The sequence below is a fragment of the Rhodoferax sp. U11-2br genome (assembly GCF_018619435.1).
GTDB lineage: Bacteria > Pseudomonadota > Gammaproteobacteria > Burkholderiales > Burkholderiaceae_C > Rhodoferax.
The window spans coordinates 125188-148644 of sequence record NZ_JAHFZF010000008.1; the positions used below are offsets into that span (position 1 = coordinate 125188).

A 23457-nucleotide genomic window follows, 5' to 3' on the forward strand; every position below is an offset into this window, starting at 1 on the left:
CAAAAACATAGTTGTATACGCATTAACTAAGAGGGTTAGATGTCATTTTGATGCTTAACCTGCCGTTGCTGCGCCCGCGCGTCGATTTCCTGCCAGCTCAGGGATGCGAGTGTGGCCTGGCGGCCCAGACGGTGCACCAGCACGGCGCTGCGCGTGTGGTTGCGCAGCAAGCGCAGCTCCTTGTTGGGGGTGACAAAGAGGGCGTGCAGCCCGAACTGGCGCAGCGCCTCGATGATGCGCGCGGCCACGGCCTGCGAGCTTTTGGAGAACGCCTCATCGAGCACGATGCTGGCAAACAGCGGCTGGCTACGCCCCTGTGGACACAGCGCGTAACTCAGCGAGGCGGTGAGCACATAGCTGGCGATGATTTCCTTCTCACCCCCGCTACCGCCTTGGGAGCCGGTTCGCCGCTCCAGCACCTGCTGACTTTTGCGATCCAACACATGAACCGCAAACTGCAAGCGGTAGCGTGCGTCCAGCAACGCCTGGGCTGCCTTGGTGCGGCGGTTGGTGGCATGCTCGCGCAGCAAGGCCACCATGGTTTGCAGCGCCCGGTAGTGGCTCTGCCCACCGTCGTCTCGCAGGCGTTCGCTGCGCAGTTGCGCCAGGGTCTTGTGCAGGTCTTGCAACACAGGATGGACAACGGGCTGTGGCGCCAATTGCAGGTAGCGCCCCTGCTGGAAGTCCACACGGGCCAGGGTGTCGTTGAGCCGGTCCAGCCGTTCGGTGATTTCCGCCACCTGAGCATCGATGCCCGATAGCAGCGTGCTCACGCCCTGGTCAGACGCGGCGTTGAGGTAGTCCTGAAAGCGCGCGCGCTTGGCCGGCAAGTCCTCTTCTACCAGCACGCGCAGGCGCTCCAGGTAGGCGCTCAGGGCCGCGACTTCCTGGAGTTCTTCGGCCAGCGCACCCCGGTCTTCCTTTTGTGCCTTCCCCATCTGGCGGATGATGTCTTTGTGCAGTTCGGCGAGTTGGTTCTCCTGGGCGCTGCGTTGCTGCTGCGTCTGCGTTTGCGCTTGTCTTTCCTGGGCTTCCAGAGTGTCGCAGGCTAAGGGTTGGGACAGCATCGCGTGGATGGCGCTGTCCCAGGAAGTAGCGTCTTCACCAAGGGCCGATGGCCGCGCCGCGTAGTCACCCTGTCGGGCCTGAGCGCTGGCGTGGCGCTCTTGCACGCCTGCTTGCGCCTTTTCAAGGTCGAGCAAGATGCCAGCCAGCGTCGTGGTGTGATCCCGTGCGGCCTCCCAGCGTGCCTTGGCCTGGGCGGTGTCGGAATGCGGGTCGAGCAATGCGGCCAGGCGCTCTTGCAGGCGCTGCAGTTCTGCCTCCACGCTGTCAGCGTCCAGATCGTCCCACTGCAGGGCCTGCAATTGCTGCCAAAGCCGCATCAATTCGGCCGTTTTCCCTTGTGAAGTCTGCGCAGCACGCTTCTCATTTTGCAGCACCTCCCATTGCTGCGTCTGTTCGCCAATCCGCGTCTCCAGTTGCTGGATGCGGTCGTGGTTGTCAAAACCGGTCATCCAGTCCTGGTCGATGCGCTTCTGGTCCTGCTTGTCGAAGTGCTGCGCCTTGCCGGACATCAGGCCTTGCTGTGTCATGGCGTGCGCCGTAGCACGCAGGGCCTGGGCGCTGTCCACGCAGTGCAGATCCTGCTCGGCCAGCAACTGGCGCAGCGTGCCTGCGTAGGCATGGTCTTTCAGGTTGAGTTTGGCGGCAAAGCCGTCCGCCAAGAACTGCGCGGGCTTGGCGGGTTCGCGCACCTCCAGCAAGCGCACATGCAGGTGGTTGTGGCGCTGGTTGACCCAGGTCAGCGCGTCTTCCATGGCCTGTGGCGGCACCAGGATGCGCAGGCGGTGGCTGCCCAGCGCACGTTCGATGGCGCCGCGCCAGGCATGCTGCTTTTTCTGCACTTCCACCAGTTCGGCAACAAAGGGCAGGTCGTCGGGCGGCAGTTCCAATTGCTCTGCCAGCGCGGCACGGAATTGGGCGAATGCTGGCGGCAGGTTGGAGCCAGGACGTGCACGCACGGCTTCCTGCTCAGCCCGAAGCTGCGCCAATTCGGTGTGCGCGTTGCGTTCGCGGGTCACGGCGGTTTCCGTGGCCACCTGCAGTGCTGGTTGTTGCGCCTCCAACTCTTGCAGTTGAAGGGCGGCCCGCTGCTGGTGCTGGGCCAGCACTTCGGCACTGAGTGGCTCGGTGCTGTGCAGCGCCTGTACCAGGCCCAGGTGCTGCGCCAGCGCCCGGTAGTCGGTGGCATTCTTTCGCTTTTGGGCCAGCACGCTGCTCTGCGCCTTGATGCTTTGCTCCAGCAACGAGACGTTTCCACCGCCTGCATTCAAATAGGTTTCCAGCAGCGTATGTTCGTCCCTGCGGGCCTGTTCCAGCGCCGCGCTGTCCGTTTCGATCTGGCGCCGCTGCACATCCAGCGTGGCATGCAACTGCGCAACGCGTTCACCCCATAGCCGCACGCCCTGCGCCGCAAACCAGTGCGGCAATGCGGTTTGCAACAGGCGCAGCTCTTGCAGGCGCTGGCTTTGCTGCGCCTCGCGCTGCGCCATCTCGCGCAGCGGCAGCAGGGCCAGGTACTGGCGGTTGGCCAGTTCGAGTTCGGCATGAATGGCGGCCAGCTCGTCAAAGCTCTTGGCCACCTCGTGCGCGGCGTCAAAGGCGCTGTGATCATCAAGCACCAGCTCGCGAAAGATGTCGTCGATGCTGTTGAGCTGCTTGAGACCCGCCGCGCGATTGAGCAGCGTGAAGGCGTTGGGCCCGACCTCGAAGCAGCTTTGCAGCCGCGCCAGGTAGGCGGACTTGCTGGGGAAGAAGCGCAGGCTCTCGGTCGCTTTCTCCAGTCGGCTCAAGGCACGGGCGCCGCCGCTGTGGTGTTCTTCCAGCCACAGGTCCAGACTGTGCCCCGGTCCTTGCGCGAAACACCAGCGCTTGTTCAGGTCACTGGCGCTGGAGCTGCTGCCGTCGAACCAGAAGATGGCGCCGATCAATACGCTGTCTGGCTCGACGCCCTGTCCACCTGCGCCGCGCACCAGCTTGGCGGCAATGCCGGTGACGCAGCGACCGCCGCGGGACAGGTGGCCGTTGCTATCGGAACTGTCCAGCACGCCCTGGCCAGGGCCGCTGGCGCCACGCACGTAGGAGACAAGGTCGCGGTCGCTCTCGAACCCGCCGGTGGAGGCCAGGTTGTAACGCGGGTTGGCGCACAACAGGGTCATCAGTGCGTCGACCAGGGTGGTCTTGCCGCTGCCTGTGGGACCGATGATGGCGGTGTTGGCCGCATCAATGTGGGCCTGATGGCGACCCGCGAAGGCGCCCCAGTTGTACAGGTGCAGTTCCTGCAGTCGGTAGCCGAGGGTCATTCGTCCGCCCCTTGTGCTGGTGCTACGTTGGCCCGGCATTTATCGCGCAGCGTTTGCAGCAACGCTTGCAGGTTTTCGGGATTCGCCAGGTGCACGATCATGGGGCGGATAGTGAAGCCGTCTTGCGCATCCACTTCGGACACCACGCCATGGCCGCGCAGGTTCTCCAGCAGATTCAGCAGGCGCTTGCGCTCTTGCATGTCGCTGCCGGTGCTACCCAGATAGACTTCCAACTGGGGCAGCAGGCTGTCCACGCTCAGGTGTACCGGCACGCCCAGGCCGCTTTCCTGCTCGCGCTGCAAAAACTCGCGCCGCAGAATGGCCAGCAGCAGCGACTGCTCCAAGGTGAGGCGCTGGCGGCGCACCAGAGGGTGCGTCCACTCATCCTCGTCCTCGCCGTCGGCCTGGTAGGTGGCGGCGATGACCACGAAGGCCAAGCCGCGGTGATCGTCCAGGCGCACGGCCAAGTCCAGCGGCTCCAGCAGCGCATCTACGCGCGCCGTGTCAATGGCGAGTTGACGGAACAGGTGGGGCTTGGCGGACCGCTCCAACAGGCCGTGTTTCAGCAGTTCCTGCACCGCGCGGCGCAAGGCGGACGGTGTGGCCGGGGCCATTTCCGGTGCAGGCGCGGGCGGTGTTTGTGCAGCTTCGGGGGCATCAACCGCAGCGTCGGCCTGGGCGGCACTGACCCATTGGTCAAAGATGTCCGGGGTGTCAGGTTGCATCACTTTATCAACTTTTGTGTATTTTTAGGCTGCATCCCTGGTGGAATATGCGCATGCAGCTATCATTTTTGCATCACCCTTGCATGCCAGCCGCCCGCAGTGCACCCGCGTCCAATGCCACGCGCGGCACGGTGAAGCACCATGCGCTGTCCTGGTCGTGGGTGGTGATGTGTTCTTCTTGCCCCGCATCGAATGCGGCCCCCGACTCCCGCGCCAAGTCCAGCCACAGGGTCAGCGTCTCCAGGTCATGTGCACCGGGTGGCAGCGCCTGCGCCAAGGCGGCCAGGGTCATGGGCCGACCATTGTGTTCCAGGGTTTGCAGGGTCTGGGCCAGCAGGGCCTCGCGATCCAGTCCCTCAAAAGCCTGCCAGAACTCGTCTTCCACTTGGTCGAGGTCGGCGTATTGGGTGGTCAGCAGCAGTTCGGCATCATCGCCACCGTCCAGCGATTTGACGCGCAACCGCTCGATCAGCGGCAGGCCTGCCAGCGCCACGCCCAGCGGCGGCAGCGGTGCGTCCTGTCGGCGCACGGCCTGGCGTTGCCAGTCCACCTGCAAGGCCTGCTGCAGGATGTCGTTGAGCAACTGACCCACCCGCTGGTTCTCGGCGGCCTGGCCGGTTTTCATGAACTGGCTGACTTCGCGCTCGCTGCGCGCCCGAACGCCCTGCACCACCTGGGCTTCCTTGATGAGCTGCTGCACCAGCAACCGCAGTGTGCTGTGCTGCACGTCGTCCAGTGCCCGTGTGGAACTCGGGTGCTGGAGGATGGCGCGGATGCTTTGGCGCATCTCGGTCAGCTCGCTTTGCTGGTTGAGCTGCTGTTGGAAGCCTTCGAACACACGGCCTTCTTGCGTGTTGAGCAAGTTGGCATGGCCGTCGAGCAGTTGGTCCATCACCGCGCCCCGGTGGTACTGGGCGCTGATGATGGCCTGGCGCAACGCGCGGTCGGCCTCGCGCCAGGAATCCTCCACGCGCCGGAAGTCGGCGCGCAGGCTGGTGGCCAGGGCATAGACCTCGCGGATGCCTTCCACGGCCTGCTCTTCGGTCAGGGTGGCGATGCGGCCCGCGCGGACATCGTCCAACTGCTGTTGCAGCTCGGCCATGCGCCGCTCAAGATGCGCGGTGCGGCTTTGTGGGTCGGGGTTGAGCGCGGCTGCCAGGTTGTCAATCTCGCGCTGTACCACGGCCAGGCGCGACGCGGTAGAGGTCATCATGCGCTGATCCAGCTGCGCCACGAAGCGCAAGGCGGTCTTGAGCGCATCCGTCTCGTGGATGCGGCCTTCCCGTTCGGTAATCAGTCCGCGCTTGATCCAATCGCGCAGTTCATACCGCGCCTGCGAGGCTACATCCTCGGTGATGATTTCGAAGTCAGTATCGTTGGCATGCGCAGCCAGCATGTCCGCCAGCGCCTGCACAGCTACGTCAAAAGGCACGCCGTCGCGCTGGTGCTCGAACAACGCCTCCAAGCCACTGAGCATCAACGGGCCACGCCGTGCCGCCAACAACATCCAGGCCGGGTGCTGCTGGCGGGCATGCAGGTATTTCTGCGTGCGTTGCTGGTTGATTGTGGACATGGGGAAGCGTCAGCGACGGAAAACGGATAGGAAATCCAACCGCTTCGTTACAAGTATGACACAGGCGTTGTGCCATAAAACTATCCTGATCTTTGCAAACTCGGGATCACAGCCACCCCTCTGGCGCGAATGTTGGCATCGGGGCAGTTTTGTGCTCAAAATACACCCTGCCCTGCCCTTGCCTGGCTCATCAGGTGGTTTTGACGCTTATGGAAAGGGGTCTATTTGGTGTTGTGGCTGGGCACGAACCGTGGTGACGCTGCTCTTAAGAAGCATCCAAACCAGCCCACCCGTACTGCTGTCGAACTGCAAGAACGGCTGCAACAGGAAACGATTCAGAAAACCAAGGGCATGGACATCCGAGTGTTCGTGCTGGATATTTCAATCCGCGAGCAATGACAAACAGTCACGATCAGAACATCGTCATGAGTTCATTGAATGTGGACGCTACCACTAACGGCACATAGCAGCTGCATAAAAAAAGCCGCGCAGCCCTTTCGGAATCTGCGCGGCTTGCTACTGACTCAGTAGCGTTTTCAGGTGCTCAACTCACTTGCGCGCTGGCGGCACATCGGTGCACGAGCCGTGCGCAATCTCCGCCGCCATGCCAATGGATTCGCCCAACGTCGGGTGCGGGTGAATGGTCTTGCCGATGTCCACCGCGTCAGCGCCCATCTCGATCGCCAGGGCAATTTCACCAATCATGTCACCCGCGTGGGTGCCGACCATGCCGCCGCCCAGGATCTTGCCGTGGCCATGCGCTTCGGGGGAGTCGTCAAACAGCAGTTTGGTGACACCTTCGTCGCGGCCATTGGCGATGGCGCGGCCAGAAGCGCTCCAAGGGAACAGGCCCTTCTTAACCTTGATGCCTTGCGCCTTGGCCTGGTCTTCGGTCAGGCCAACCCAGGCCACTTCGGGGTCGGTGTAGGCCACGCTGGGGATCACGCGGGCGTTGAAGGCGGCAGCTGCCAGTTCCTTGTTGCCTTGCAATTCACCGGCGATCACTTCTGCGGCCACGTGGGCCTCATGCACCGCCTTGTGGGCCAGCATCGGTTGGCCGACGATGTCGCCAATGGCGAAGATGTGGGGCACGTTGGTGCGCATCTGGATGTCGACGTTGATGAAGCCACGGTCGGTGACGGCCACGCCAGCCTTCTCGGCGCTGAGCTTTTTGCCGTTGGGTGTGCGACCCACGGCTTGCAACACCAGGTCGTAGGTTTGTGGCTCGGGCACTTTCACGCCCTCCTCTGCGGGTGCAAAGCTGACCTTGATGCCTTCTGGGGTTGCCTCGGCAGCGACGGTTTTGGTTTTCAACATGATGTTGTCAAACCGTGGTGCATTCATCTTTTGCCAGATCTTGACCAGATCGCGGTCGGCGCCCTGCATCAGGCCGTCCATCATTTCGACCACGTCCAGGCGGGCGCCCAGGGTGCTGTAGACGGTACCCATTTCCAGGCCAATGATGCCGCCGCCCAGGATCAACATGCGTTTGGGCACATCTTTCAGAGCCAGCGCACCAGTGGAATCGACCACACGCGGGTCTTTGGGCATGAACGGCAGGTGCACGGCCTGGCTGCCCGCAGCGATGATGGCGTTTTTGAACGCGACCACCTTCTTGCTGCCAGTTTTTTCCTGGCCGCTGCCGGTGGTTTCTTCCACTTCCAGGTGGTTGGCGCCGACAAAGTTGCCGTAGCCGCGCACGATGGTGACCTTGCGCATCTTGGCCATGGCAGCCAGACCGCCGGTGAGTTTGGCAATGACCTTTTCTTTGTGGCCACGTAACTTGTCGATGTTGACCACCGGCTTGCCAAACTCCACACCCAGGTCACCCAGGTGGCTGACTTCGTCCATCACGGCAGCCACATGCAGCAGGGCTTTGGACGGGATACAACCAACGTTCAGGCAAACGCCACCCAAGGTGGTGTAACGCTCGACCAGAATGACTTTGAGGCCCAAATCAGCGGCGCGGAAGGCAGCCGAGTAACCGCCGGGGCCGCCACCAAGCACCAACACATCGCAGTCCAGATCGGAACCGCCCGTAAAACTGGCGGCTGCTGGTGCGGCCACAGGTGCCGGGGTTACTGCAGTTTTTGTAGCTGCTTGCCCTTGCTCTACCTGGGCTACAGGTGGATTTGGCTTGGATTCTGCAACTGGGGTCGGTGCGGCGCCCTCGCCTGCGGCTTCCAGCGTCAGCAGCAAGGAGCCCATGGCGACCTTGTCGCCGAGTTTGATCTTGAGTTCTTTCACCACCCCGGCGTGGCTGCTCGGGATTTCCATCGAGGCTTTGTCAGACTCGACGGTGATCAGGCTTTGGTCGGCCTTGATGCTGTCGCCGGGTTTGACCAGCAACTCAATCACGGTGACTTCCGCGAAGTCGCCGATGTCGGGAACATGGATGTCAATAAGTGCCATGTTGTGTCCTTTACAGCAGTACGCGGCGGAAGTCGCCCAGGATCTGGGCCAGATAGACGTTGAAGCGTGCGGCAGCAGCGCCGTCGATCACGCGGTGGTCCCAGGTCAGGCTCAGCGGCAGCATCAGGCGCGGCTGGAAGGCCTTGCCGTCCCAGACCGGCTCCATGGTGGAGCGGCAGACGCCCAGAATCGCCACTTCAGGCGCATTGATGATCGGGGTGAAATAGCGCCCCCCAATGCCACCCAATGAAGAAATCGTGAAGGTGGCGCCAGACATTTCGGCTGGGCTCAACTTGCCGTCACGCGCCTTCTTGGCCAGCTCAGACATTTCTTGGCTGATCTGGAAGATGCCTTTTTTGTCGGCATCTTTGATCACCGGCACCATCAGGCCGTTGGGCGTGTCAGCGGCAAAACCGATGTGGTAATACTGCTTGTAGACCACCGCATCGCCATCCAGGCTGCTGTTGAAGTCGGGGAATTTCTTGAGCGCGGCCACGCAGGCCTTGATCAGGAACGCCAGCATGGTGACTTTGATACCGCTCTTCTCGTTTTCCTTGTTGGTGGATACGCGGAAGGCTTCCAGGTCGGTGATGTCGGCATCGTCGTGGTTGGTAACGGCCGGGATCATGATCGCGTTGCGCAGCAGGTTGGCGCCGCTGATCTTCTTGATGCGGCTCATCTCCTTGCGCTCGATCGGGCCAAACTTGGCAAAGTCGACCTTCGGCCAGGGGATCAGGCCCAGGCCTTCGCCGCTGGCGGCCGCGGGTTTGGCGGATTGCTGCGCAGCAATCGCAGCGGTTTGCACCGCGCCACTCATGACCGAGCGGGTGAAGGACTCGATGTCGGCATCGGTGATGCGGCCTTTGAGGCCGGTGCCTTTGACCTCGGCCAGCGGCACACCCAGCTCACGCGCGAACTTGCGCACGGATGGAGAGGCATGCGGCAGACCCAGCGCCAAGGCGGTCGGGTTGTGGGCAGGCAAAGCCGGTGCGGCCGCCACGGCGGCGGGTGCAGCTACAGCTACAGGAGCTGCTGGCGCTTGTGCTGCTGGGGCTGCAGGCACATTGGGCGTTGAAGCCACGGCAGCAGCAGGTGCTGCAGCGGCGGGTGCAGCAGCAGCAGTTGTGCCTTGCAAGATCAGCAACAGGTCGCCGATGTTGACGGTGTCACCGAGCTTGACCTTGAGTTCTTGCACCACACCGGCGGCGCCAGAGGGGATTTCCATCGAGGCTTTGTCCGACTCGACGGTGACCAGGCTTTGCTCGAGCTTGACGCTGTCACCGACCTTGACCATGACCTCGATCACGGTCACGTCCTTGAAGTCGCCAATGTCGGGCACGCGCACTTCGACCGGGCCAGCGGCAGCGGCCACTGGTGCGGTCGGTGTCGAGGCAGCCGGTGCGGCGGCAGGCGCTACAGAAGCCGCAGCAGCTGGCGCTTGTTCCACGGGGGCTGGCGCCGGATTGGGTGCAGAAGCCTCACCCGCCACTTCGATCAGCAGCACCAGCGAGCCTTGTTTGACCTTGTCGCCCAGCGTGACCTTGAGTTCCTTGACCACACCGGCGTGGCTCGAAGGGATTTCCATGGAAGCCTTGTCGGACTCCACCGTCAGCAGGGATTGGTCAGCGCGCACCGTGTCGCCAGGTTTGACCAGCAGCTCGATCACGGTGACTTCGTCGAAGTCGCCAATGTCGGGCACTTTGATGTCCAGAATTGCCATGTTGTGTCTCCGCTCGCTCAGGCGTAAAGGGGGTTGACTTTGTTGGTATCGATGCCGTATTTGGCGATGGCTTCCACCACCTTGGCGACGGGCACCTTGCCCTCTTCACTCAATGCCTTGAGCGCCGCCACCACGATGTAGTAGCGGTTGATCTCGAAGTGTTCACGCAGCTTGCTGCGGAAATCGCTGCGGCCAAAACCGTCGGTGCCCAGCACCTTGTAGGTGCGGCCCTTCGGGATGTAGGGGCGAATCTGCTCAGCATAGGCCTTGATGTAGTCGGTCGACGCCACCACCGGGCCTTCGCTGCCTTGCAGCTGCTGCGCCACAAAGGACACCACCGGGGTGTCGGCAGGGTGCAGCAGGTTCTGGCGCTCGGCTTCCTGGCCATCACGCGCCAGTTCGTTGAAGCTGGGGCAGCTCCAGACGTCGGCGGTCACACCCCAGTCCTGGGCCAGCAGTTTTTGCGCGACAAAACTCTCGCGCAGGATGGTGCCCGAACCGAGCAACTGCACACGCGGGTTGTTGACACCTTCGACACCGGGCTTGCACAAGTACATGCCCTTGATGATTTGCTCTTCGGTGCCCGGGGTCAGGCCCGGCATCGCGTAGTTTTCATTGAGCAGGGTCAGGTAGTAGAAGACGTTGTCCTGCTTCTCGACCATGCGTTTCAAGCCGTGGTGCAGGATCACACCAACTTCATGCGCAAAGGTCGGGTCGTAGCTGATGCAGTTCGGAATGGTGCCAGCCAGGATGTGGCTGTGGCCGTCTTCGTGCTGCAGGCCTTCGCCATTGAGCGTGGTGCGCCCGGAGGTGCCGCCCAGCAGGAAGCCGCGCGCCTGCATGTCACCCGCAGCCCAGGCCAGGTCACCAATGCGCTGGAAGCCGAACATCGAGTAGTACACGTAGAACGGCACCATGATGCGGTTGCTTGTTGAATAGCTGGTGGCTGCGGCAATCCAGCTGCTCATACCGCCGGCTTCGTTGATGCCTTCTTGCAGGATCTGGCCCTTGACGTCTTCCTTGTAATACATCACCTGGTCTTTGTCGACCGGGGTGTACTGCTGGCCTGCCGGGTTGTAGATACCAATCTGACGGAACAGGCCTTCCATACCAAAGGTGCGGGCCTCATCCACCAGGATCGGCACCACACGCGGGCCCAGCGCCTGGTCACGCAGCAGCTGGGTGAGGAAGCGCACATAGGCTTGGGTCGTCGAAATTTCGCGGCCCGGCGCGGTGGGTTCCATCACCGACTTGAAGGTCTCGATGGACGGCACGGTGAAGGACTCATCGGCCTTGGTACGGCGGTGCGGCAGGTAGCCACCGAGCGCCTGACGGCGGGCATGCAGGTACTGCATCTCGGGGGTGTCGTCAGCCGGTTTGTAGAACGGCAGGTCAGCCAACTGGCTGTCGGGAATCGGGATATTGAAGCGGTCACGGAAGGCGCGGATGTCGTCATCACCAAGCTTTTTGGTCTGGTGCACGTTGTTCTTGCCCTCACCGATCTTGCCCATACCGTAACCTTTGACGGTCTTGATCAGCAGAACCGAGGGCTGGCCGGTGTGGTTGACGGCCTTGTGGTAAGCCGCGTAGACCTTTTGCGGGTCGTGACCACCACGTTGCAGGCCGAAGATCTCTTCATCACTCATCTTCTCGACCATCTTCGCCGTCTCGGGCGAGCGGCCGAAGAAGTGTTTGCGCACAAACGCGCCGTCGTTGGCCTTGAAGGCCTGGTAGTCGCCGTCGAGCGTGTCCATCATGACCTTGCGCAGAGCACCGTCCTTGTCGCGCGCCAGCAGCGGGTCCCAGTTGCCACCCCAGATCAGTTTGATCACATTCCAGCCCGCACCGCGGAAGGTGCCCTCCAGCTCCTGGATGATCTTGCCGTTGCCACGCACCGGGCCGTCCAGGCGCTGCAAGTTGCAGTTGATGACAAAAACCAGGTTGTCGAGTTTTTCACGTGCAGCCAGACCAATCGCGCCCAGGCTTTCGACCTCGTCCATTTCGCCGTCGCCGCAGAACACCCAGACCTTGCGCTTGCTGGTGTCGGCAATGCCACGGGCATGCAAGTACTTCAGGAAACGCGCCTGGTAAATCGCCATCAGCGGCCCCAGACCCATCGACACCGTGGGGAACTGCCAGAACTCGGGCATCAACTTGGGATGCGGGTAGCTAGACAAGCCCTTGCCAGCGGTTTCCTGGCGGAAATTGAGCAATTGCTCTTCGGTCAAGCGGCCTTCCAAAAAGGCGCGGGCATACACACCAGGCGCCACATGGCCCTGGACATACAGGCAGTCACCGCCGTGGTCTTGGCTCTCGGCATGCCAGAAATGGTTGAAGCCGGCACCAAACAGGCTGGCCAATGAGGCAAAAGAGCCGATGTGACCACCCAAGTCCCCACCGTCTTCAGGGTGATGGCGGTTGGCTTTGACCACCATGGCCATGGCATTCCAGCGCATGTAGGCACGCAGGCGCTCTTCGATCTCGATGTTGCCTGGGCAGCGTTCTTCCTGGTCGGGTTCGATGGTGTTGACGTAACCAGTATTGCCAGAAAACGGCATGTCCAGGCTGTTTTGCCGGGCGTGTTCCAGCAGTTGATCTAATAGATAGTGCGCACGCTCTGGGCCTTCTTTTTCAATGACGGCGCTCAGTGCGTCCATCCACTCGCGGGTTTCCTGGGCATCCGCATCAACGGCGGTATGGTTATCGGGTGCTACTGACATGCATGTCTCCTGTGTGGTGGCCGGGAATGGTAGTGGGTTTGGCCATTTTTGTCGCGAGCGGGATTCTAGGGGCATTTCAAAATATTTCAAATTGCGTAGGGTCAATTCGCATTATGAAATATGACAAACAACAACAAGGCCTCAAGCCGCCTACACTTCAAGCCATGTCTCTGCCCCTTTCCTCGCCTGCCGACAGCCCGGATACGCTCAACCCACGCGCCAGATTGCGCCGTTGGTGGAAGGGTCAAACGGCCCACCGCCAGGACAGGCTGGCCATGCTGGCACCGCTGGCGGCGGTGTTGCTGTTTCTGGCCGCCATCCTGTCGGCGTTTGCCTACCTGCGTTTTGAAGAAATCGCGCGCGAGCGCGAGGCCATCCACCGCGATGTGGAGTACTCCCAGCAGCGGGTACGCCTGCGCCTGCTCGAGCAGCAGGAGCAGCTGATGCGTTTCGCCCGCGAAATGGCCGGGCGCGAGGTCTCAGAGGACAGTTTTCTCAGCCGTGCCGAAGCCTTTAGCAACCAGTTCCCAGAGATCCAAAGCATGACCTGGATGGACGACGGCTTTCGGGAACGCGGCAGTTTTGACGCCAGCGGTGTTCTGGCGCGTTCCTCCAAACAAAGCGCCCAGATCCGCCGCCGGGTGGAGGAAACCGTGCAGAACTACCTGCTGGTGCGCGACGTGTTGTTGCCTGTGTATTCAACCCCGCGCAAGCAGGACAACGGCCCCACCCTGGTGCAGTTGCACCTGCCCCTGATCGACAAAACCCGCTTCAAGGGTGACCTGATCGTGACCTACTCGGTCGATGCGATCTTCCGTTACGGTGTTCCGTCCGAGGTCACGTCCAAATACGCCATCGCTTTTCTGGACGCCGACGGCAAGGTGCTGGCAGGCACCAGCCTGGTCGAGAAAACCCTCACCCGCAGCATCTTGCCCTGGGCCAATCCGGTCAATGCCTACCAGCTGCCAGTGTCACCCATCGGCAATGGTTTGTCGCTGCGTGGCCAGGCCTACCGCACCTCCCTGGGGGTAATCGGCAGTGGCCTGTTCTGGCTGGTGATGGTGCTCAGTGCGGTGACGGCCTGGCTGTTGCTGGCCAATTGGCGTCACACCCGAAGGCGCATCCAGGCACAAGAGGCACTGATCCGCGAAACCGCTTTTCGCCGGGCCATGGAAAACTCGATGCTCACCGGCATGCGCGCGCTTGACCTGCACGGGCGCATCACCTATGTGAACACCGCGTTTTGCCAGATGACGGGCTGGAGCGAGGCCGAACTGGTGAACCAGACCGCTCCCTTCCCGTATTGGCCCGAAAGTGACCACGAAGCGCTCAGGGCCAGGCTGCGCGAAGAACTCGCCGGCCTGATCCAGCCCAGCGGTATCCAGTTCCGGGTGAAACGCAAGAACGGTGACATCTTTGAGGCGCACCTGTATGTCTCGCCCCTGATTGATGCCTTTGGCCAGCAAACCGGCTGGATGACCTCGATGACCGACATCACCGAGCCGACCCGGGTGCGTGAACAACTCGCCGCCTCGCACGAGCGTTTCACCGCAGTGCTGGAAGCGCTGGATGCCTCCATCTCGGTGGCCCCACTGGGCAGCCACGAGCTGCTGTTTGCCAACAAGTTATACCGCCTGTGGTTTGGCACCGAAGCCCAGGGACACCTGCAACTGGTGGCTGAAGCCGGTGTGCCTGCCCTCAACCACAGTGACGAATCACAGGACATGGTGGACGCCTTTGCCGGCCTGCCCACCAGCCAACTCTCAGACAAGGAGGCCGAGAGCGCCGAGGTGTATCTGGGCAGTCTGGGCCGCTGGCTGGAGGTGCGCACCCGCTACCTGAGCTGGGTGGATGGTCGCCTGGCGCAGATGGTGATTGCCACCGACATCACCGCACGTCGCATGGCCGAAGAGCAGGCCGAGATCCAGGCCGAACGCGCGCAGGCGTCGAGTCGTTTGATCACCATGGGGGAAATGGCCTCCAGCGTGGCACACGAGCTCAACCAGCCACTCACCGCCATCAACAACTACTGCAACGGCATGCTCTCGCGCATCAAAGGCAACCAGATCACCCAAAACGAGCTGCTCGGCGCGCTGGAAAAAACCGGCCGCCAGGCGCACCGGGCCGGGCAGATCATCCAGCGCATCCGCTCGTTTGTACGGCGCAGTGAGCCCAACCGCAGCATTGCCAATGTGAGCACCCTGGTGTCCGAAGCGGTGGAACTGGCCGAAATCGAGCTGCGTCGGCGCAACGTCAAGCTCAACCAGTATGTCGCCCCCAACCTGCCCAACATCCTGGTGGACCCGATCCTGATCGAACAGGTGCTGCTGAACCTGCTGAAAAACGCCGCCGAATCCATCGACACCGCCCAGAAGCCCACCGCACAGCGTCTGGTGAAACTGCGGGTGGCCACGGCCTGGGTCGATGACAAGTCGGTGGTCGAGTTCAAGGTGTCCGACTCGGGCCAGGGCATTGCGCCGGAGGTCATGGCGCGGCTGTACGAGGCGTTCTACTCGACCAAGCCCGAAGGCATGGGCATTGGCCTGTCTTTGTGCCGCTCAATTGTCGAATCCCATCTGGGCAGAATGAAAGCGGAGAACCTCTACAATGGCGAGGCTGTCGTTGGCTGCTGTTTCACGTTCTGGATACCCAACCCGGACCCACTCTCAGCGCCGCCCGCGAAGCGTTCTGAACAACCAGGATTTCAGGTACCGTCATGAGTTTGATCCCCAAAAAAGGCACCGTGTATGTCGTTGATGACGATGAAGCCGTGCGAGATTCCTTGCAGTGGATGTTGGAGGGCAAAGATTACCGGGTCAGGTGTTTCGACTCCGCCGAATCCTTCCTGAGCCGCTACGACCCGCGCGAAGTGGCCTGCCTGATCATCGACATCCGCATGCCAGGCATGACCGGCCTGGAACTGCAGTCCCGTCTGATCGACGCCCATTCCCCCCTGCCCCTGGCCTTCATCACCGGCCACGGTGATGTGCCGATGGCGGTGGACACCATGAAAAAGGGCGCGATGGACTTCATCCAGAAGCCGTTCCAGGAAGAACAACTGGTGCCGCTGGTGGAGCGCATGCTGGAGCAGGCCAAAGGGGCTTTTGCCGAATACCAGAGCACGGCCGCACGCGACGCCCTGATGGCGCGCCTGACCCTGCGCGAGTCCCAGGTGCTGGAACGCATTGTGGCGGGCCGCCTCAACAAACAGATCGCTGACGACCTGGGCATCAGCATCAAGACGGTGGAGGCGCACCGCGCCAACATCATGGAAAAGCTCAACGCCAACACCGTGGCCGACCTGCTGAAAGTGGCCCTGGGACCCAATGCGGTCAAAGCCTGAGCCCGAACCTGCTTCTCTTGTGCTATTTTTAGAATAGCTATCAACGCCCGCCCCGTAAGGACTAGCGGGCTTTTTTTATGATGGATTTGCGATGAACACACCTGCCCCCACCGCCCAGATCATTGACGGCGTGGCCCTGTCCAAACAATTGCGCCTGGATGTGACCGAACGCGCCCGCGCCCTCAAGGCCCGTGGCATCACCCCCGGCCTGGCGGTGATCCTGGTCGGTGACAACCCGGCCAGCCAGGTTTATGTGCGCAACAAGGTCAAGGGCTGTGAAGACTGCGGTTTTCACTCGGTGCTCGAAAAGTACGAAGCCAGCCTCAGTGAAGCCGAGTTGCTGGCCCACATTGCCCGGCTCAATGCCGACCCGGCCATCCACGGCATCCTGGTGCAGTTGCCGGTACCCAAACACATTGACGCCAGCAAGGTGATCGAGGCGATTTCGCCCTTGAAGGATGTGGATGGTTTCCACATTGCCAGCGCCGGTGCGCTGATGACCGGCATGCCGGGTTTCTGGCCCTGCACGCCTTATGGTTGCATGAAGATGCTGGAGTCCATTGGCTACGACCTGCGTGGCAAACACGCGGTGGTGATTGGCCGCTCCAACATCGTAGGTAAACCCATGGCCATGATGCTGCTGCAGAAAAACGCCACCGTCACCATCTGCCACAGTGCCACGGCTGATCTCAAGGCCATGACACTTCAGGCCGACGTGATCGTGGCGGCGGTGGGCAAGCGCAATGTGCTGACCGCCGACATGGTCAAACCCGGCGCGGTGGTGCTCGATGTGGGCATGAACCGCAATGACGAAGGCAAATTATGTGGCGACGTCGACTTTGACGGTGTGCGCCAGGTCGCGGGCTACATTACCCCGGTACCGGGTGGTGTCGGCCCGATGACCATTACCATGTTGCTGGTCAACACCCTTGAAGCCGCCGAACGCAGCACCATCTGAGCACCATGACCAATCCCCTACTCTCTTTTGACGACCTGCCCGCGTTTGACCAGATCCGCCCGGAGCATATCGAACCGGCGCTGGAGCAGCTGCTGACCCAGGCCAACCAGGCGCTCGAAAGCGTCACCGCACCAGCTTTCGAGGCCAAGTGGGACAACATGGCCCGTGTGCTCGATGTGGCCACCGAGCAGTTGTCACGCGCCTGGGGCGCCGTCAGCCACCTCAACAGTGTGGCCGACAGCCCCGAGTTACGCGCGGCCTTCAATACCGCCCTGCCCAAGGTCACCGAGTTCTACACCCGCCTGGGTGCCGATGAACGCCTGTACGCCAAGTACAAAGCCATTGACGCCAACACGCTGACACCCGAACAACGCCAGGCGCACAAAAACGCCTTGCGCAACTTTGTGCTCGGTGGTGCTGAGTTGCAAGGTGCAGCGCGCGAACGTTTTGCCGCGATTCAGGAGTTGCAGGCCGCAGCCAGCCAAAAATTCAGCGAAAACGCGCTCGACGCGACCGACGCCTTTGCCTACTACGCCACGCTGGACGAGCTAAACGGTGTGCCCCACGACATTCTGCAGGCCGCCCAATCGGCCGCGCAGGCAGATGGCAAAGAGGGCTACAAACTCACGCTCAAAATGCCGTGTTACCTGCCCATCATGCAGTTTGCCAAAAGCAGCGCGCTGCGTGAAAAGCTGTACCGCGCCTATGTGACACGCGCTTCCAACCAGGCCGATGAGGCCAGCCAGAAGTTTGACAACTCCGAGCTGATCAAGGAGTTGCTGGCGCTGCGCCTCGAAGAAGCCCAACTGCTGGGCTACGCCAACTTTGCCACCCTCTCGGTGGTGCCCAAGATGGCCGAGTCGCCCGACAAAGTCATCCACTTCCTGCGTGACCTGGCAACACGTGCCAAACCCTTTGCCGAACAAGACCTGGCCGACATGCGCAGCTTTGCGACGGAACAGCTGGGCCTGACTGACCCGCAGGCCTGGGACTGGCCCTATGTCAGTGAAAAACTCAAGGAAGTCCGCTACGCCTTCAACGAGCAAGAAGTTAAGCAGTACTTTCCGCTGCCCAAGGTGCTGGCCGGTCTGTTCCAGATTGTCGAAACCCTGTTTGAGGTGCAGATCCGCGAAGACCATGCCCCGGTCTGGCACGAAGATGTGCGCTTTTACCGCATCGAACGTGCGGCGACAGACGGCGCCGCCAGCACGCTGGTCGGCCAGTTTTACCTGGACCCGACCGCGCGCAACGGCAAACGTGGGGGCGCCTGGATGGACGACGTGCGTGCCCGCTGGTTGCGCCCCGACACCCACACCCTGCAAACCCCGGTGGCGCACCTGGTGTGCAACTTTGCCGCCAGTGTGGCAGGCCGCCCGGCCTTGCTGACACACGACGATGTCACCACCTTGTTCCACGAGTTTGGCCATGGCCTGCACCACCTGCTGACCCAGGTGAACGAGCGCGATGTGTCGGGCATCAGCGGTGTGGAATGGGATGCGGTGGAGTTGCCCAGCCAGTTCATGGAGAACTTCTGCTGGGAGTGGGAGGTGCTCAAGAACATGACCTCGCACGTCGACACCGACGAGCCGCTGCCGCGTGCCCTGTTTGACAAGATGCTGGCGGCCAAGAACTTCCAGAGTGGTATGCAGACGCTGCGCCAGATCGAGTTCTCGCTGTTTGACATGTTGTTGCACAGCGCCCACGACCCGGCCCAGGACATCATGCCCTTGCTACAACAGGTGCGTGATGAAGTGGCGGTGTTGCAGCCTCCGAGCTGGAGCCGTACCGCCCACACCTTCAGCCACATTTTTGCCGGAGGGTATGCGGCGGGTTATTACAGCTACAAATGGGCCGAGGTGCTCAGCGCGGATGCGTATGCCGCCTTTGAGGAAACCATGGGCGCTGAAGGCCAGCCTAGTCTGGACACCGGTCGGCGTTACCGCCAGGCGATCCTGGAGGCAGGTGGTAGCCGCCCGGCGATCGAGTCTTTCAAGGCGTTTCGCGGACGCGAGCCGCTGCTGGACGCCTTGTTGCGGCACCAGGGCATGGTCCAAACGCGTTAAAGGAGGTCTGCAAATGGCACATCGTCAGCTTCATATCCATGCTCTCAGAGCACGCAAGCCCTTATCCATATTGGGTGGACTGCTATGTTTTTGCACGGCTGCCGTCTTGACCCAGACCTCCGCACAAGCACAGACGCTCTACCGCATCGTCGGCCCGGACGGGCGTGTCACCTTTTCAGACAAACCCCCGGCCGCTTCGGCCAAAGTGACGCCCCTGAGTGCTGACGGCAAGGACGTCGGCAACGCAGCCAGCGCGCTGCCCTATGAGTTGCGCCAGGTGGCAGCGAAATACCCGGTGACCCTTTTCAGCTCCAAGGAATGTATGCCCTGTGACGAGGGCCGCACTTTGCTGCGCAGCCGTGGCATCCCCTTCACGGAGAAAACCGTCGAGAGCAACGACGATGCCGAATCGCTCAAACGCCTGGCCAACACCGGCTCGGTGCCGCTGCTCACTGTGGGTGGCCAGCAGATCAAAGGTTATTCCGCGCCCGAATGGACACAGTACCTCAACGCCGCCGGTTATCCTGAGAAAAGCAAGCTGCCCGCTGGCTACCGTTATGCCGAGCCCAGCCCACTGGTGGCGGCCAAACCCACGGAGTCGGCCCCCAGTGCGGCCAAGGCGCCCGAAGCACCCGCCAGAACCAGCGCACCGGCTCCCGCTGCGGCAACGCGGGTGTCACCCAGCAATCCGGCAGGTATCCAGTTCTGAATTTGCATCTGCTTACAAAAGACCGTGTCAGGTTCACATAGCTGACACACGAGCCCAGGCGGCAAGCTGGACAATCAGCGGCTGTTTCAAACACATGCAGACCGACCTCAGCCAACTGCCCAGCGCACCACGCGGCGCCTTGGCACCCATCCCACCCCATCAGCCCTTCTGGCCACCTGATCTAACTTGAAGATGCCCATTTCACACTTTTGCCGTGCGCTGTTGTTGCTGTGGGTGCTGGTCGGGCCTGCTGTTTATGCCGCCTCTCCTCTGGATTTGCCCAGCCTGGAGTCCATGACCGACTATCGGCCCAAGATCCCCCTGCGGGTGTACACCAGCGACAACGTGCTGATTGGCGAGTTTGGCCAGGAGCGGCGGGACTTTGTTGCTATCAAAGACATACCCCTGCTGCAAAAGCAGGCACTGTTGGCAATCGAAGATTCGCGCTTCTACGAACACGGTGGGGTGGATTACAAAGGTGTGGTGCGTGCGGTGCTGGCCGACCTGAGCGGCGGACTCAAACAAGGGGCCTCCACCATCACCATGCAGGTCGCGCGCGACTTTTACCTGACCAAGGAGAAGCTGTTCTCGCGCAAACTCACCGAGGTGATGCTGGCCTACAAGATCGAGGCGGAACTCAGCAAGGACCAGATCCTGGAGCTCTACATGAACCAGGTCTACCTGGGTCAACGTGCCTACGGTTTCAGCAGTGCAGCACGCATCTATTTTGGCAAATCACTCAAGGACCTGAGCCTGGCCCAAGCCGCGATGCTGGCGGGGCTGCCACAGGCGCCGTCCAGCATCAACCCGATCACCAACCCGCAGCGGGCTAAAGCGCGCCAACAATTGGTGCTCAAACGCATGCTGGACCTGAAGTACATCACCGAGGCGCAGTACCAGGCGGCACTCAAAGACAACATCCATGTGCTGGCCGAGGGCCAGTCCATCAACAACCACGCACCCTACGCCGCCGAAATGGTGCGCCAGGCGATTTTTGGCCAGTTCAAGGACGAAACCTACACCCGCGGCATCAACGTCTACACCACCCTGGTCAGCACTGACCAGGACGCCGCCTACGCCGCAGTGCGCCGCTCGGTGCTGGCCTATGACCAACGGCGCGGGTACCGGGGTCCACAAGCCCAGATCGACCTGCCACGAGACGCCACCGAGCGCCAAAAGTTGATCGAGGCCACGCTGCAAAAGTACCCGGCCAGCGACACACTGCTGTCCGCCGTGGTGGTATCGGCCACACCCAAAAGTGTGCGGGCGGTCCTGGCCAACGGCAACAGCATCGAGTTGTTGCCCGAAGGTTTGCGTTTTGCGAGCAATGCTTTGAAAGACAAAGCCCCGGCGGCACTCAAGATCAAGGCTGGCTCGGTGATCCGCGTCGAGCAGGACAACAAAGGCCGCTGGCGCGTAAGCCAGATACCCAATGTGGGTGCGGCCCTGGTGGCGCTGAACAACCAGACCGGTGCCATGCGCGCCCTGGTGGGTGGTTTTGACTTCTACAGCAGTGAGTTCAACCACGTGACCCAGGCCTGGCGCCAACCCGGCTCGGCGATGAAACCCTTCATCTATTCCGCCGCACTCGATAAAGGTTACACACCGGGCACCCTGGTCAACGACGCCCCATTGACACTCACCAGCGAAGAAACCGGCGGCCAGCCCTGGCAGCCGCAGAACGACGACAACCAGTTTGACGGTGCCATCACCCTGCGCACCGCGCTGGCCAAGTCCAAAAATGTGGCGGCGGTGCGCCTGCTGCGCGCCATCACACCGGCCTATGCCCACGATTTTTTACCCCGTTTTGGCTTGGATGTGAGCAAACAACCGGTGAACTACACGCTGGCCCTGGGGACCGGTGCGGTCACCCCCTTGCAGCTGGCCGGGGCTTATTCGGTGTTTGCCAATGGCGGCTTTCAGGTCAACCCCTACCTGATCCAGAAAATCACCGACATCCGGGGCAATGTGTTGTTTGAAGCCGCCCCGGTGTTGCCCGCACAGGAAGCCAACCGGGTGCTTGATGCCCGCAACGCCTTCATCACCGACAGTTTGTTGCGCGAGGTCACCAGCTCGGGGACCGCAGCCAGCGCTTCACAGAAACTGGCGCGGCACGACCTGGCTGGCAAAACCGGCACCAGCAGTGACGCGGTGGACGGCTGGTTTGCGGGCTACAGCGGCAGTACCACCGCGGTGGCCTGGATGGGTTTTGATGAACCGCGCAGCCTGGGCAGCCATGAGTTTGGCGCCACCGTGGCCTTGCCGATCTGGATCGACTACATGCGCGTGAACCTGGCCAAACAACCGGTGAGCATGCCAACACCTCCGGCGGGTGTGTCGATGTCACAGGGTGACTGGGTCATGGATGCGTTCTCAGACAACACGGCAACCCGCTCGATTGATCTGGACCCGCTGCAAAAACTCATCGATCTGTTCAGCTTTTAGCGCTGACAGCGATGTCCCCCAACCAGGTCAGACGCCTGGTCAGGACCGAACTGTCAAACCCCGGGTGGTAGCGCAATCTGGTGGTCAACGCTGTAGAGGTAGTCGTTGAAGATGTGTTCCGCCGTCAACAGCTGGTACTTGCCGTCCGGCCCACGGCGCGTGGTGTCTTTCAGGCGGTAGGTGTAGTGGCCGCAGGTCCACAGCTTGAAGTTGCGCATCTGGGTGCACAAACAGGTTTTGTCCATCACCGAGATGTTTTTGCCACTGGGGTGCAGCGCCAGTTCACGGTTGTACGAGGTGATGTAGGCGCAGTTGCCATTGCCATCGAGCAGGTAGCCATACGACTCACAATTGGGTCGGATGCCGTCGCCAATCGCCGGGGAACCTTTGAGCATACGCATCGGGTAACCGGTGGGCGAAATGGTGTTGACCACGATGTCATCTTCGTTGGCCATGTAGTAATCCTGCTTGACGTCGGCCGGCAGACCACACTCCTCGGCCACGGTAAAGCGGGTGGCAACCTGCACGGCGGCCGAGCCACTTTCCAGGAACGACACCGCGTCACTGCCGGTGAAGATGCCGCCAGCGGCGATCACCGGGATGTTGAGCTCCTCGTCTTTCACGAACTTGATCACCTCGGCAATGATGGTGGCCAGGTCGTACTGCGCCCAGTCCAGGCCAAAGCCCAGGTGGCCACCGGCCAGCGGGCCTTCCACCACCACAAAGTCGGGCTTGCGGTCCAGCCGCGCGTTCTTGCGCAAAAACAGCTGCAACGCACGCACGCTGGACACAATGATGCCGAGCTTGGCATCGCGAAAACGCGGGTGATCGGCGATCAGGCCAAAGGAACCCAGGTGCAAACCAGCGCTGAGCGTGATGCCGTCAATACCCGCGTCCAGCGCGGAGGCCATGCGCACCTGCAGGGTTTCGCGCGGACCGTTCATGGTCAGCTTTTCCATGCAATTCACAAAAATCAGGCCATCACCCTTTTTGGCTTCCATGGTGGCGCCCACGTGGTTGCGCGTGGCCTCGGCCAGGATGTCCAGGTCAAACTTGACGTCGGACTTGTCGGCATTGAGGATGTTGTGTTTGTAGAGCTTGGTTTTGTCTTTGACAAAACTGGTGTCAAAACGGCGGTCAGACACATCGTTGACCATCGCATCCGAGATGTGGCCAATGCCACCCAGCCGGGCGGTTTCCAGTGCCAGTTCTGCCGTCGAAATATCGACGCCCATACCACCCACCATGATCGGCACATACTCTTTTTGGCCGAATTTCAGGCGAAAGTCATCAACACGTTTCATGAAAATCCTTGAGGCAACGGGCGTCTTCGGCGAGGAAACATCCTGGCAGGTGAACTAGGAAGAGGCCCAAAATAACAGCTGGGTGAGATGACCCAAGCGACTCCAGAATCCTCCCCGCCC

14 protein-coding genes are annotated in these 23457 nt (G+C 61.5%); 7 read left to right on the forward strand and 7 right to left on the reverse strand.

The window, feature by feature from the left end; translation table 11 throughout:
- Positions 1-35: 35 nt before the first annotated feature.
- The 3 genes from KKO72_RS07675 to KKO72_RS07685 form a co-directional block, all read right to left on the reverse strand.
- The gene (locus KKO72_RS07675) at positions 36-3365 is read right to left on the reverse strand and encodes an ATP-binding protein (RefSeq protein WP_214937025.1); all 3330 of its coding nucleotides are present in this window, start codon (positions 3363-3365) and stop codon (positions 36-38) included.
- Complete coding sequence (locus KKO72_RS07680) at positions 3362-4090, reverse strand: DUF4194 domain-containing protein (protein WP_214937027.1); 729 nt, start codon at positions 4088-4090, stop codon at positions 3362-3364. Before KKO72_RS07680 ends, KKO72_RS07675 begins: the two co-directional genes overlap by 4 nt.
- 73 nt (positions 4091-4163) lie before the next feature.
- Positions 4164-5663 (reverse strand): DUF3375 domain-containing protein, encoded by a 1500-nt coding sequence (locus KKO72_RS07685; protein ID WP_214937029.1) that lies wholly within the window; start codon positions 5661-5663, stop codon positions 4164-4166.
- Between the two features lie 225 nt (positions 5664-5888).
- Here KKO72_RS07685 and KKO72_RS07690 point away from each other — a divergent pair, with 225 nt between their 5' ends.
- Positions 5889-6062 carry a hypothetical protein gene (locus KKO72_RS07690; protein ID WP_214937031.1) on the forward strand — a complete coding sequence of 58 codons (174 nt, stop codon included), beginning with the start codon at positions 5889-5891 and terminating at the stop codon, positions 6060-6062.
- Between the two features lie 150 nt (positions 6063-6212).
- Here the strand turns inward: KKO72_RS07690 and lpdA are convergent, their stop codons facing one another.
- Genes lpdA through aceE form a run of 3 tightly spaced genes read right to left on the reverse strand, consistent with a single transcriptional unit; the run spans position 6213 to position 12515 of the window.
- Positions 6213-8075, reverse strand: coding sequence for a dihydrolipoyl dehydrogenase (gene lpdA, locus KKO72_RS07695; RefSeq protein ID WP_214937033.1), 1863 nt, complete (start codon positions 8073-8075; stop codon positions 6213-6215).
- Positions 8076-8085: 10 nt separating this feature from the next.
- Complete coding sequence (gene aceF / locus KKO72_RS07700) at positions 8086-9795, reverse strand: dihydrolipoyllysine-residue acetyltransferase (protein WP_214937035.1); 1710 nt, start codon at positions 9793-9795, stop codon at positions 8086-8088.
- A gap of 17 nt (positions 9796-9812) precedes the next feature.
- Positions 9813-12515 (reverse strand): pyruvate dehydrogenase (acetyl-transferring), homodimeric type, encoded by a 2703-nt coding sequence (gene aceE / locus KKO72_RS07705; RefSeq protein WP_214937037.1) that lies wholly within the window; start codon positions 12513-12515, stop codon positions 9813-9815.
- A 164-nt stretch (positions 12516-12679) separates the two neighbouring features.
- Here aceE and KKO72_RS07710 point away from each other — a divergent pair, with 164 nt between their 5' ends.
- The 6 genes from KKO72_RS07710 (at position 12680) to KKO72_RS07735 (ending at position 22033) form a co-directional block, all read left to right on the forward strand.
- Positions 12680-15235 carry a PAS domain-containing sensor histidine kinase gene (locus tag KKO72_RS07710; RefSeq protein ID WP_214937039.1) on the forward strand — a complete coding sequence of 852 codons (2556 nt, stop codon included), beginning with the start codon at positions 12680-12682 and terminating at the stop codon, positions 15233-15235.
- Positions 15232-15858 (forward strand): response regulator transcription factor, encoded by a 627-nt coding sequence (locus tag KKO72_RS07715; RefSeq protein WP_214937041.1) that lies wholly within the window; start codon positions 15232-15234, stop codon positions 15856-15858. Before KKO72_RS07710 ends, KKO72_RS07715 begins: the two co-directional genes overlap by 4 nt.
- Before the next feature lie 91 nt (positions 15859-15949).
- Positions 15950-16816: a bifunctional methylenetetrahydrofolate dehydrogenase/methenyltetrahydrofolate cyclohydrolase FolD gene (folD, locus tag KKO72_RS07720; protein WP_214937043.1), complete on the forward strand. Its 867-nt coding sequence runs from the start codon at positions 15950-15952 to the stop codon at positions 16814-16816.
- A gap of 5 nt (positions 16817-16821) precedes the next feature.
- Positions 16822-18879 (forward strand): M3 family metallopeptidase, encoded by a 2058-nt coding sequence (locus KKO72_RS07725; RefSeq protein WP_214937045.1) that lies wholly within the window; start codon positions 16822-16824, stop codon positions 18877-18879.
- Between the two features lie 106 nt (positions 18880-18985).
- Positions 18986-19588, forward strand: coding sequence for a glutaredoxin domain-containing protein (locus KKO72_RS07730; RefSeq protein ID WP_251140519.1), 603 nt, complete (start codon positions 18986-18988; stop codon positions 19586-19588).
- A 192-nt stretch (positions 19589-19780) separates the two neighbouring features.
- A complete protein-coding gene (locus KKO72_RS07735; RefSeq protein ID WP_214937048.1) occupies positions 19781-22033 on the forward strand; it encodes a penicillin-binding protein 1A in 2253 nt (750 codons plus the stop codon).
- A 53-nt stretch (positions 22034-22086) separates the two neighbouring features.
- On the opposite strand, the gene KKO72_RS07740 is transcribed toward KKO72_RS07735, so the two are convergent.
- Positions 22087-23337: a nitronate monooxygenase gene (locus KKO72_RS07740; protein WP_214937050.1), complete on the reverse strand. Its 1251-nt coding sequence runs from the start codon at positions 23335-23337 to the stop codon at positions 22087-22089.
- Positions 23338-23457 lie beyond the last annotated feature (120 nt).